Consider the following 12,123-nt stretch of genomic DNA (forward strand, 5'->3'; position numbering starts at 1 on the left):
CCCGTCGATGACTGACCGATTATCGCCCGCGGAGAAACGCGTGATCGCCGGGCGAGCGCGAACGATTCACGAGCGACTGGCCGGACCGGCGAACGAACCGGGCGAGGAGCCACCGATCGATCCGACGGAAGTGTACGCCGAGTGGATCGACCAGTTTCCCGATGAATCGGCGTTTCTCGACCGACTGCACCACGAGGAGTTTACGGAGTCGACGGTGCTGGAGCAGTTCGGTGCGACGAACTGGCCCGCGGACGAGCCGCTGCCCGGCTGGATCGACGACCTGGAGGCGATCGTCGATCACGTCCACCGAAGCCAGCCGGACGTAGGACGGTCGATCGACACGCCCGAAGAGACTCCGTTCGTGGAGATTCTCACCGCAATCGCCGTCTATGCTCGCGAGGACATTCCGGGCGATGCCTGGCCACGAGACAGCCTCCCGCAACTCGAACGCTGGCTCGTGTCGCGTCTCGAGGAGCTCTGTGTTCGTGTGCTGTACGTCGAATTCAAAGCGTTCGTCGAGTACCACGATCCCGAACTCGCGGCGGCCGACCCCGACGAGGTCGCCGAGCCGGGAACGGCGTACTACGATCGATTCGTCACGTCGGTGTTCGACGGCGGATTTCGAAAGCTGTGTCTCGAGTATCCGGTACTCGCGAGGTTCCTCGTTCGCACCGTCGACCAGTGGGTGACGGGGGTGCGGACGGTCCTCGAGCGACTGGAGGCCGATCGGGAGGCGCTCGAGGACCGGTTCGATATCGGCGGCGACGTGACGGGAATACGACCGCTCGCCGACGACGCGCACGCCGGCGGGCAGGTTCCCGTCCGTGTTTCCTTCGAATCCGGCACGGTCGTCTACAAACCTCGTCCGGTCGACGCCGGAATCGCGCTGTACACGGTTCTCGAGCGACTCGACGAGCACCTCGAGACTCCCTCGTTCGACCCGCCGGCGTACCTCCCGCGCTCCGACTACGGCTGGATGAGCCTGGTGCGGTACCGCGAGCCCGAAACGTCGACCGCGGTCGAGCGGTACTACCAGCGTGCGGGTGTGCTGTTGTGTGTCGCGTACGTGCTCGACATGCCCGACTGTCAGTACGAGAACCTCGTGGCTGCCGGCGAACAGCCGACGCTCGTCGACGCGGAGACGCTGCTCCACCCCCACGTCGACCCGGCGGCGGCGACCTACGAGACGGCGGCGCTGGCGGCGTCGATCGATTCGGTCCTTCGAACCGCACTGCTGCCCTGGGACGTCGGCGACGCCGACGACTACGAGATCGGCCTCCCGAAGTCGTCGTTCACCGCCGGCCTCGGGAGCGGCAGCGAATCGACGAAGCTGGACGAAATCTCCAAACCGGTCGTGCGAGCCGTAAACACGGACGTCATGTCCGTCCACGGGGAGTCGCCGACGGTCGACCGGACGACGAATACGGTCAGCACCGACGGAACGGATCACCCACCGCACGAGTACGTCGAGACGATCGTCGACGCGTTCCGACACACCTACGAGACGATCCGCGAGCGCCACCGCGCGGGCGCGTTCCGCTCCGAGATCGTCGACCGGGAGTGTGTCGCGGGCGTCGAAAACCGGATCGTCGCGCGGTCGACGGGAATCTACCGGTCGATTCTCCGACTGTGCGTCGCGAGGGATCCGCTTCGCGACGGGGCGCGACTCTCCGTCGAGTTCGAACGGCTCGCGGCGCCGTTTTTCGACGGCCAGGTCGGCTCCGATCGGTACTGGCCGCTGTACGCCGCCGAGCGACGATCGCTCAGACAGCGTGACGTTCCACGGTTTACCGCCCACACCGACGACGCGGAGATTCGCCACGACGGAACACCGACCGGGGTCGACGCGGATCGTGCCGGCTACGACCGGCTACGGGATCGTCTCGAGGCGATGGACGACGCCGAACTCGAGAAACAGTGCTGGCTGATTCGCCGCTCGCTCGAGGACTCGCCCCCGAACCCGGCTCCCCCCTCCGGATCGCTCGCGGCGACCGACACCCGTCTCGAAGCGGAAGCGATCCGGTACGGTGAGGCGACGGTCGACGCCGCCCTCGAGACGGAGCCGAGCTACCAGTGGGCCTCGTACGTCGGCGTTACGGTGCCACAGCTGTGCGTCTCACCGGCGGACAACACGCTCTACGACGGGCGGGCGGGCATCGGACTCGCCGCGGCGGCACTGTACGATCGAACCGGCGAGGATCGGTTTCGCGACTGCGCGATCGGCGCCCTCGACGCCGTCGCCGCCGATTGCGGACCCGACCCGACCGAGTACGGCGGCCTCAAGGGAACCGGCTCGATCGTGTACGCGCTCTCGGTCGCATCGTCGCTCCTCGACCGACCCGACTACCGCGACCGGGCGACGGAGTACGCCCGCGGGGTGACACCCGCTGCAATCGAGGCCGACGAGGCGTTCGACGTCGTCGACGGCACCGCCGGGGTGTTACTCGCCTTACTCGCTCACTACGATCGATTCGGAGACGACGGGGCGTTGAACCGCGCGATCGACTGCGGCGACCGGCTTCTCGAGGCGCGCCGCGAGGGGGCCGACGGCCCGCCGTGGCCGGGTGCGGGCGATCCGGAGCCGGGGATGGCCCACGGGAGCAGCGGCATCGCCTACGCGCTCGCTCGACTCGCCGCGACCGCCGGTGACGAACGCTACGAGCGGGTTGCACGGGAGACGTTCGCGGAGGAAACGACGCGGCTGAAGCAACGATCTCCGGGCGGGCGAACGCCGGACGGTACCGAACGGATCCCCGACCAGTGGTGTCGCGGCCGAACCGGCCGCGCGTTGGCACGACTCGGGGCCGGATCAGTTCTCGAGGACGACGACCTGCTCGCCGACGCGAACGAACTGCTCGATGCGAGCCTCGCGGCCGAGTATACCCGGTACGATCACCTCTGCTGTGGGAGCGTCGGACAGGCGATCTCGTTGCTCGAGGCGACGCGCCGGACGGGTCGAGAAAGTGGGGATGCGAAGACGGTCGCCGGCCGCTGCCTCCACCGCCGGGATCAGCGGGGTGTGTTGTCGATGCCCGGCCACGGACGCGAGGTGACGAACCCGACGTTGTTCAACGGAACGAGCGGCATCGCGTACGCGATGCTTCGCCTCCGCGAACCCGACGCACTCCCCTGCGTGTTGTTGCTCGAGTGACCGGCCGGTCGCGCGCCGGTACACCTCTCCTGTGCGCTCTGGTCGCGACCTCCGACGGTTGTTGCCATAAGATACAGGTTCTACCGACGCGACGGTCCAACCGTGACCCCTGTCACGAAGGTCGTGTTCGACGTTGCCGATGCCGCCGCCGAAGAGGCGCTCGTTCGGACCTACGTCGCACCGCTATTCGAACGACTCGAGGCGCGCGAGGATTCCGAGTGGATGGTGTTCAATCGCTACGCGCACGACCCCTCAATGGATCGCGGCGAGGTAATCGTGCATCTCTGTGGTGACACGGCGATCACGAACGACGAACGCTCGCGCTGGAATCGGCTGACCGACCGCGGACTGGTCGACGACTGGTGGGTCGACACCGTCGCGAAGGACGTTCGAGAGCTTCCCGACCCGGAGCGCCGACAGTTCCGGATGCGAGCCGTCGCGAGTCGCATGAGCCTCGAGTGTTACGACGAGTTCGAGGACCTTCCGGACGCGCTGACCGAATCGGGTGGCGAGCCGACGATCGGCTGGGATATCTGTCTCCACCACGTGATAAACCAGCTCGGCTATCAAGCCGGCGACGGTGACGAAGAGATCGACCTGCTGTTCGAGAGCATCCGCGCCCGACTGTACGCGATGGCGATGGCACCGTCCGTCACGAACGACGCCACGCAGCGGCGAGTCGACTCCCTGATCGAGGAGTTAGAGGCACTGTCACCCGCGCTCCGGGACGTCCACGACGACAACCAACCCGAGTGATCGACGGGACGCAACGATCGACCGGTGGCGGATCACGAGGACGGGCACCGTCGTCCGGTAGCAGCCACCCCGACAGTCTCGGCGTATCACCGTAGACACCGGCGACCGGCGGTAGCGTGTTCTCCGCGACCCCTGTCGAACTCGGTCGTAGCGTGTGCCCCCTCAGTCCGCCGGATAGACCTCGGTGACGGTGCCGACGCCTTTGCTCCGTCCCTCCCGGAAGACGAACTTCTGACCCTTCTCGACGAGATACGGCCGGAACTTGAACCGAACCCGGGACGTCCCGGTGTCTCCCGGCAGCAAGCGGCCGTTTTCGGGGGTGAAGCGGGCCGCCTCACCGATCGTCTCGAGGTGGATAACCGGTTCGTAGCCGTCGCCGATCCGGGTGGGGTGGTTGAGCACCATCACTTCGGCCTCGAACTCCCGGACCGGGCTTGGATCGGCGTCAGCGGGCAGCAGGACCATCCCGCGCTCGATCGCGCTCTCTTTTACCCCCTTCAGGGCGATGCCGACGATCCGGCCGGCCCGGGCGGTGTCGACGCGGTGGTAGTGCATCTCGATCGAGCGCACCTCCACCTCCTGGAAGCGGCCGTCGGGCATCGGACCCAGCAGGAGTTCGTCGCCGGCTTCGACCTCGCCGGCCATCACGGTGCCGGAGGCGACCGCGCCGACGCCGGTGACGGCGTAGCTCCGGTCGACGTACATCCGGAACTCGCCCTCCCCGCTACCGGTCTTCGGCAAGCGGTCGAACAGTTCGTCGAGCGTCTCGAGCCCGTCCATCGTCAGCGCGCTGGTTTCGACGATCGGGACGACCGTGTCGCCGATCTCGTCGACGGCCGCATCGACGCCGTGGCGTTCGACCCGCAGCGGCGACTTACCCACGTCGCGGAGCAATCCCTCGACCTCCCGTTCGACTTCCTCGACGCGCTCGTCGTCGACGGCGTCGGATTTCGTGATCGCAACGATCGTCGGTAGTTCGGTCGCGAGCAGGACGCCGAGATGTTCGCGGGTCGTCCGCGTGGGGCCGTCGTCGGCGGCGACGACGAGCAGCCCATAGTCGAGTTTCTGGCCGACGAGTCCGCGGATCGTGGTCCGCAGCCAGGGTTCGTGACCGACGGTGTCGACGAACGACACCAGCCGGTCGGCCTCCTCGACGACCTGGGCGCGGTCGGCCTTTCGGTTCGGGTTTCGGACGCGAACGGGGCCGTCGTCGTCGAAGCCGTACACCGCATACGAGAGGTCAGCGGAGAGCCCGCGCTCGACCTCGTGGGGTTGAACGTCGAGGAACGCCCGCGTCGCCCCGTCGCCGTCGTCGGCGTTGCCGGTCACGAGCGAACCGATCAGCGTGCTCTTGCCGTGGTCGACGTGGCCCGCCGTGCCGACCACGATGTGTTCGTCGTCGGTCTCGAGGACGGCACCCTCGAGGATCGTCGCGACGCCGACGATACCTTCTCGCGTCTCCGTGGTCTCGGTCTCCGCGGTAGGTTCCGCTGCACTCTCGATCCCCCAGGTCTGGACGTCGTCGATGTGCGCATCGGCCTCCTCGGCCAGCAGCGAGAGGACGTCCATCGACTCGGAGAACGTGTCGGGATCGATGCCGGCGAGCCCGCCGTCGTCGGTGACGCCGACGACGTAGGTCGCCTCGCCGTCACCGGAGAGCACGCGGTGTCGCAGTTGTGCCGCCAGACTCTCGCGGCGACCGCCCTCCAGGTGGACGTTCCGGAGCAGTCGTTCCTTGAACTCGATGTTACCGCCGTCCTGTTCTCCACGTTCCAGGGCCCGCTCGAGCAGAGCCCGGTCACGGCTCATGGTAACGGGTAGCGGTCCAGCCGACAAAAGGGTTCCCGACGTGTTCGCGTGGTACCAACCGACACGATCGTAGTGAACGCGCGAACGCCGTCTTTCACGGTTCGAAATTGGATGTTATTCCTCCTGCAAGAACGTATTTATCCGTCGGATGCGCTTTTCAAGCGAGCCTATATCGAGAGGCCGCGACGGGGTCGTACGACAATAAATTCGAACATAGAAAGTATTCGATCGACCTGGAAAAGAATTAATCGATGTCGTTCAGGGCATTCTCAGCTAAGTATATGCCGACCCCGGAAAGTGAGAGACATCATGTCCGACAGTACTACCACGTTACGATCGTTCCTCGCCGACCACCCGCGCCTGATGAACGCACTGTTTACGGCCGGACTCGTGCTCTCACAGTACTGGGTGGTCCCGACCGGGAACAACGGATCGATCACGTAGCGGTCGTCGAAGCGACTCGTTTTCGGAATCGAAGGACGACGCTCGGAGGCGATCGGCGAGCGGAGACGAAAGTCAACGGCGGAACGACGGTCGTTACGACCGGCTGAAGCTGCGCGCCGGTCGCGCGCCCATCGTGCGAGGTTCCAGAGTTTCGAAGCGACGAACCCGAGCGAGTTTAGGTCATTTTCAGCCCGCTGCCGTGGGGAACGTGGGCGCGAGTGACTCGAATCGCCGGGCGGGAGTATGCGAACAGACCTACTGACCGGCGCGGATTTTCGTGGAACATCCCGCTCGAGCGTCGTCGGTGGATCGTGGAAAGTGTCGGGTTCACTCCCGTTGAGTAATCCGAAGGGGCGCGATGTCCGCCAGCCCGTGAAGCGTCCGCGGACGCCGTTTGCGGCGGGGTTTTCTCCTCGCAGAGAGATCGATCGCCGCGACGGGTCGACTCGCGTTGTCGCAATCGCGCGCCCGCATCCGTCGAAGGAGATCGGAGTAGAAACGCCCGACCGGAAGTAATGGTGTTATACCCCGATAAAGAACGTATTTACTGGGTAGGAAGGTTTTTGCGGCCGTTTTCGGGGCCGACGTCCGCGATCGGGATGTCGGGTAATATACAATATATCCGGAATGAACGTGAAAGAAATACGACGACGTTCGATAAGAACCAAGTGATTTTATTCCTGATTTTCTCAGATAATTATATTATCTCCCGGCCGTAAGAGATGCATGTCATGTCCGACAGTAACACTATCTTACGATCGTACCTCGCCGAACACCCACGCCTGATGGGCGCGCTGTTCACCATCTGCCTGCTGCTCTCGCAGGCGGGAACGGTTGCCGCCGGTAACAACGGATCGATCACGTAACCGCGACGTAATCGCGTAATACGGTTTTATAGGCGTTCGAATCGGTCGTCCGACGACCAGTAGAACGCGCCGTCGTACTCGACCGGGATCTGCTCCAGCTGGAAGAACCGATACAGTTCGGTGCCGGACAGTTCCAGCGCCGGCAGCCCGTGACCCGCCAGGAAGTACTGGTCGATGCCGTCGAGGTACGGTATGCAGAGTCCGCCGATCCCGTCCTGTGAGTGGTACGGGTACAGTTCGAGTCGGTAGCGATCGTCGTCCACCGCTTCGACCCGACAGCGGTTCGAAACGCCGCCGCCCGACTGCGCGACGGCCGCCCCGCCGTCGCCGATAACGACGTACTGGTTCCCGACGAGTCGGTAGGACCGGGCCATCGAAACGGCCGAGCGGAGCGTGAATCCGATATTCAACAGGCGCGCCACTAGCCGGCCGACGGCGATCGCGTCGTCGTTACCGACGTCGCTCAGCGTGACGATGCCGCCGACGCCCCCCGCTGCGACCAGCCGGGCGCCGATCTCGTATGACTGACAGCCGTTGATCAGGAACGTCTCGACGGCGATTTCCTCGAGGGATTTCGCCTCGAGATTCCCGTCGGGGCAGACGAACGCCCCGTTCTCGACGTGCCCCACGTAGTGGAGGAAATCTCGAGACTCCGCGAGGGTGGATCGGAGCGCGTCGACCTCGAGGTTCCGGTGAACGGTCACGTCGAACGAGAGTTCGTCGCGGTCGCCGTAGAGGCCGTCCTCCAGTTCCGAGGCCATCTGATCGTCGTTGCAAACGATCGTGATCTCTACCCCCTCCGTCGAGGGCGACAGTTCGAGCCCGTGCTCGAAGCCCGCCTGGAGGAGTTTGTTCGCGCCGATCGGCGTCCCCTCGCCGAGCCACGCCTGCTCGAAAGCGTCGACGTCGGGGGGCGAAACGAACGAGTCGACCGTCGGCCGGTGGCGCGCGTCCTCGCCCGAGCGAGAGCACGAGCGCGTGAATTCGCCGTCTGCGACCCGGACGGACGGCCGCTCCGTCGCCGAGGGGGCGCCCCCCGGCGCCTCCCTGATGAACGACAGTTCGTCGGCGAGAAACGGCAGCGCGGAGACGTTCTCCGGGTCGGGGGTCGCGTGCGTGACCAGCTGCCACCGCGGGAGGAGGTCCTCGATTGCGTCGAACGGGACCGAGAGATACGCGTCGAGCTGTTCGGCGAGCGAGGCGTCGTACAGCTCGTCGAAGGCGATATCGACGCGCTCCTCGAGACGAGCCCGTTGGGCGAGGTCGATCCTGTACAGCCCTTCCGTCCGGGTTACGCAGTCCAGGAAGAACGCGCGCGTGAGCGTTCGCTCGACCGCGCGTTCGAATCCCTTCTCGCCGTCGCCCAGCGGGTGCTCGAGCCCGTGGGCCGTCCGGAGTCGTGGCTGCGTTCCCGTTCGGACCGTGGCTCCCAGGTAGTACGCGAGGGGCGTCGCCGCGAACACCGACGTCCGATCCGGCGGCACGACTATCTCGACGCCGGTCTCCGGCGGCTCTAACCCCTCGGGGATTCGCACGGAATCCCCGAGTTCGAGCCGGGGCGGGTGGCCGCGCAGCGACGGCAGCGACCGCTCGCAACTGGTCGTCTTCAGCGCCGAGCCGAACGTCGAAACGGCGCGGGCGAGGTCAGCGGGTCGCGCCGTCGTCTCGACGGTTCCGGCGGGCCGATCGTGGTGCGAGCGGGCGCCGAGTCGGATGTGCGTGTCGTCGCCGAAATCGAACTCCATGCGGTCGTCCGAGGAGGCGATCAACGCCTCGCTTCGGACGCGGACGTACAGCCTGATCGGTGCCGTCAACTCGAAGACGTACTCCGCTTCGGGGAGCGACTCGTAGGCGTAGTGTCCGGCTTCGGCGACCATCTCTCCGCTTGCGTTGCGGACGCAGACGGGCACAACGTACGGCAACACCAACCGTTCCGTGGAGAACTCGACTGCGGTGTCGACGGGGAAGTGAAAGGCCTCGAGACTGGTCTCTCGCGGCGCGACTCGGTCGGTGGTCTTCAGCGGATACTGCTTGTTCTGGACGGGGTCGACGACGGTGAGCCCCGGCCGGTCATCGTCGGTCGGAAACGTCGGGTTCATTGGCGGCCCACGCTGCGGGTCTCCCCGGCGGAACGCGCCGACGCTTTACCCCCTCTCATTCCTCCCGCACGGGGGTCCAGTCGGTGATGTGCTCGCTCCCGTGGAGGTGCCAGCGCTGTTCGGGTACGGTTCCGTGAAGTCGCAACTCGAGGGTCGCGTCGAACGATGCCTCGAGTGTGGAAACCGGCGCCGTCGATCGGTCGACGGGCATCGTGTACACCCCGAGCGCGCCGCAGGTCGAAACCGACGTACAGATCGGGTCGAGAAATCGCCGAACGCCGTCGGCGTCCATCGCTTCGACGATCGGACGAAGCGAACTCAGCGAGAAGTACAGTGGCGGATCGCCGTCTCTGTCCGTGGCGAGTGCGGAGAGCTTCTCGCCGATCAGTTCACTGACGTCCTCGAAGTCACCCGAAACGTCAGTGACCGAAAGCACGGGGTCCGGATCGACGGCGGCGGTGGCCGATCGAAGCTCCCTGGCGTGATTGATCACGTGTGCAGAGGTCGCAGTCGTGGGGGAGAGCTGATCAGTGACGGCCTCGACACCGCGGTCCAGCACTGTGAACAGACGCCGCTGCTGTGAGGTGCCGGCCAGTTCGATGCTCGCTGCTTCGGCGAGCGCGTCGGGTACGTCGCCGGCGACCAGTACGTTGCCACCCGTCTGTCGGAGCCGTTCGGGCGCCGGCCCCATGGAGACGGTCTCGTCTGGATCGACGAGAACGTCGATCCCGAGCGTCGAAAACCGGACCGACGTGCCCTCGCGTCGGATCCCGTTCGCACGCGGCTGGTTGAGCGCCTGCAGCGCGTCGACGTCGAGCAACTCGAGGAGTTCCTCTCGTACCCGGTCCGGCTCTCGCTCAGCCCGCTCGGACAGTGCCAGCACCACGTCGGCCAACAGGCTCCGGTCCGGTGCGGTCGCTATCGGGGAGACGTGTGTCCATCGACCGACCGGTTCGTCATCGAGAAGTTCGACGGTCCGGTCGGGAGCCAGTCGGACCCGACAGTCCGCGTAGGAGAACTCGACGACCGGCCAGGCGGTGTCCGATGACTGCCACTCGAAGAGCGCATCGAGCGCGTCCATGTCGACCGTTTCGTTCAGGGGAGGGAGATCGGTTGGTTCGACCTCGTGGGCGGCCGCGGTCGCCGTGATCACCGCCAGGCCCGGACTGTCACAGCCGTCGAGAGCGACGTCGGTGATGGAGGGGGGAAGATCGGGACCGACTGACGGCGGTCGCGAAGAACGATCGTTCGTCATCCTCCCGGTGTACGAGAGACGAATACGAAAACATCGCGGATTGTCTCTCGGTTGCGACCATGATATCAACGGGTGAAACGATTGGAAATAGTATCGTTCACCGACGTCGGTCGCTATTGGTTTCGAACAGGCGGCGGGAGTATTTCTCTGACAGTCTTATTACCGTCCCTGCTAGTTCCATGTGTATGGTCGATCACCGAACGGAAGACACCGGCAACCGGAGACACGGTTCGGAGCGTCGGTTCGATCCAGTGGGCGAGTTCGACCGCGGAACCGATGTCGACGCCCTGCTCTCGATACTGAGCCACCACCGCCGTCGGGCGGTGCTGGGTTGTCTCTCGGAAGGCGAAGTGACGAGTACGGAAACCGTCGCGGCCACGATCGCCGCCCAGGAGGTGGATGGCGAACCGACGTCGGCACAGCGATCGGCCGTTCTCATCGAACTCTCTCACAATCACCTTCCGAAGCTCGGAAATCGAGGGTTGATCGAGTACGACCGCCGCAGCGGTGCCATCAGACGGAGCCCGTTACCGGCGGTCGTCACAGAACTCCTCGAGTGCTGTCGATCGCTCGAGGAAGACTACTCCGACAGTCGCTCGTAGGCCGCGGTCACCCGCTTGAACTCGGCTTCGTCCCCCCCGCGGTCGGGGTGAACGTCCTTGACCTTCTCGCGGTACGCCTTCCGGACCTCGGCCCGCTCGGCGTCGGCGGGTAGCCCGAGGACCGAGCGCGCCTCGGATCGGGTGGGTCCGCTCGAGGATTCGGGGGGCCGCGTGCTGGTGTCGCCGGCACGTCTGTCGGTCCCGAACCGGCTTCGGGCCGTTCGCTCCGCGCGGGTTTGGGGGCCGCGACGCGTGCGCGGACCGGCGCCGAAGCCGCCGCGCGTATCGGTCCGTCGACGGCGCGCGTGTTGCTGGTGACGAATCGCTCGCGCGAGCTTCCCGCTCCCGTGGTAGTACATGAAGTAGCTCGTCAGCCCCAGCGGTGCCGCGACGAACAGCGCGATCAGCTGTCCGCTGACGAGTGCGCCGATGGCGAGCAACGCGGTTAGCCCCGCGAACACTGCGGCGAGCCCGAGAACCAGGGGGGAGCGATGCACAGCCCAGTTAGGGAGTCGACGGCCCTAAACTTCACGCTGACCTCGCCAGCACCGGTTGTCGGCAACTCTCCCACCGACGACAGTCGCCCACAGCGAAACCACGCTATTCCGGGACCAGTTTCAAGCCAGTCGATCCCGTCTCCTGTCGTATGAGCGTCAGTGGCCTCTGTCAGATCTGTGAGTCGCGGCCGGCCCAAGAACGGTGTGACAACTGCGGCACGCTGGCCTGCGAGCAACACTACGAGCGTGGGCTCGGACTGTGTGCCGACTGCGCCGCCCAGGCCCAGCCGGATCGCGGCTCCGACGAAGTCGACACTCACCGGTTCTGATGACCTCGATACGGGATCTCGTCTCGGAGTCGCTGGCGGTCGGCGAGACGTTCTGTCTCACCCTCGAGCAGCGAGATGGCGACCTCGTCGCCGACCACCCCAACGCGGGGAGCCCGATGGATCTGCTCGTCTGCGAGGGACTCGAGCGCCTCGAGGAACGGCCGCCGTCGGAGCCGGTCGAAGTCGAAGTCGTCGGCCGGGTGGTCGAGGGGCGGCTGGTCGGGCGAGTAGTGAGCCGCGACTGCGAGTCGGCAACCACTTCCGACTCGGAAAACGACGCAGAAGAGACAGGAGACGACGCCGAAACCGACTGAC

The 12,123-nt window shown here is 65.7% G+C and carries 11 protein-coding genes; 7 read left to right on the forward strand and 4 right to left on the reverse strand.

Annotated elements, in window-relative coordinates; genetic code table 11:
* Positions 1–7 precede the first annotated feature (7 nt).
* Positions 8–3,151 carry a type 2 lanthipeptide synthetase LanM family protein gene (locus AC6I6S_RS02375; RefSeq protein WP_497948125.1) on the forward strand — a complete coding sequence of 1,048 codons (3,144 nt, stop codon included), beginning with the start codon at positions 8–10 and terminating at the stop codon, positions 3,149–3,151.
* A gap of 102 nt (positions 3,152–3,253) precedes the next feature.
* Entirely contained in the window at positions 3,254–3,907 is a 654-nt protein-coding gene (locus AC6I6S_RS02380; protein ID WP_497948126.1) for a hypothetical protein, read from the forward strand.
* 162 nt (positions 3,908–4,069) lie between these two features.
* On the opposite strand, the gene AC6I6S_RS02385 is transcribed toward AC6I6S_RS02380, so the two are convergent.
* Positions 4,070–5,716, reverse strand: a complete 1,647-nt coding sequence (locus AC6I6S_RS02385) for a GTPBP1 family GTP-binding protein (protein ID WP_497948127.1) — start codon at positions 5,714–5,716, stop codon at positions 4,070–4,072.
* 309 nt (positions 5,717–6,025) lie between these two features.
* Between AC6I6S_RS02385 and AC6I6S_RS02390 the strand changes: the two genes are divergently transcribed.
* Positions 6,026–6,160 (forward strand): DUF7503 family protein, encoded by a 135-nt coding sequence (locus tag AC6I6S_RS02390; RefSeq protein WP_497948128.1) that lies wholly within the window; start codon positions 6,026–6,028, stop codon positions 6,158–6,160.
* 731 nt (positions 6,161–6,891) lie between these two features.
* Entirely contained in the window at positions 6,892–7,026 is a 135-nt protein-coding gene (locus AC6I6S_RS02395) for a DUF7503 family protein (RefSeq protein WP_497948129.1), read from the forward strand.
* A gap of 26 nt (positions 7,027–7,052) precedes the next feature.
* Here the strand turns inward: AC6I6S_RS02395 and AC6I6S_RS02400 are convergent, their stop codons facing one another.
* Together AC6I6S_RS02400 and AC6I6S_RS02405 are read right to left on the reverse strand one after the other, a co-directional pair.
* Entirely contained in the window at positions 7,053–9,125 is a 2,073-nt protein-coding gene (locus tag AC6I6S_RS02400; RefSeq protein WP_497948130.1) for a hypothetical protein, read from the reverse strand.
* A gap of 55 nt (positions 9,126–9,180) precedes the next feature.
* A complete protein-coding gene (locus AC6I6S_RS02405) occupies positions 9,181–10,380 on the reverse strand; it encodes a DUF7504 family protein (RefSeq protein ID WP_497948131.1) in 1,200 nt (399 codons plus the stop codon).
* Positions 10,381–10,565: 185 nt separating this feature from the next.
* Between AC6I6S_RS02405 and AC6I6S_RS02410 the strand changes: the two genes are divergently transcribed.
* Entirely contained in the window at positions 10,566–10,982 is a 417-nt protein-coding gene (locus AC6I6S_RS02410) for a DUF7344 domain-containing protein (protein WP_497948132.1), read from the forward strand.
* Here AC6I6S_RS02410 and AC6I6S_RS02415 read toward each other — a convergent pair.
* The gene (locus AC6I6S_RS02415) at positions 10,961–11,479 is read right to left on the reverse strand and encodes a J domain-containing protein (protein ID WP_497948133.1); all 519 of its coding nucleotides are present in this window, start codon (positions 11,477–11,479) and stop codon (positions 10,961–10,963) included. The two genes, AC6I6S_RS02410 and AC6I6S_RS02415, sit on opposite strands and share 22 nt — an antisense overlap.
* A 149-nt stretch (positions 11,480–11,628) precedes the next feature.
* Here AC6I6S_RS02415 and AC6I6S_RS02420 point away from each other — a divergent pair, with 149 nt between their 5' ends.
* Together AC6I6S_RS02420 and AC6I6S_RS02425 are read left to right on the forward strand one after the other, a co-directional pair.
* The gene (locus tag AC6I6S_RS02420; RefSeq protein WP_497948134.1) at positions 11,629–11,808 is read left to right on the forward strand and encodes a hypothetical protein; all 180 of its coding nucleotides are present in this window, start codon (positions 11,629–11,631) and stop codon (positions 11,806–11,808) included.
* On the forward strand, positions 11,808–12,122 hold the full coding sequence (locus AC6I6S_RS02425) for a hypothetical protein (RefSeq protein ID WP_497948135.1): 315 nt from the start codon (positions 11,808–11,810) through the stop codon (positions 12,120–12,122). The genes AC6I6S_RS02420 and AC6I6S_RS02425 overlap by 1 nt, the downstream gene beginning before the upstream one ends.
* Position 12,123: the final 1 nt, after the last annotated feature.

This window comes from Natrononativus sp. DTA114, from assembly GCF_059736515.1.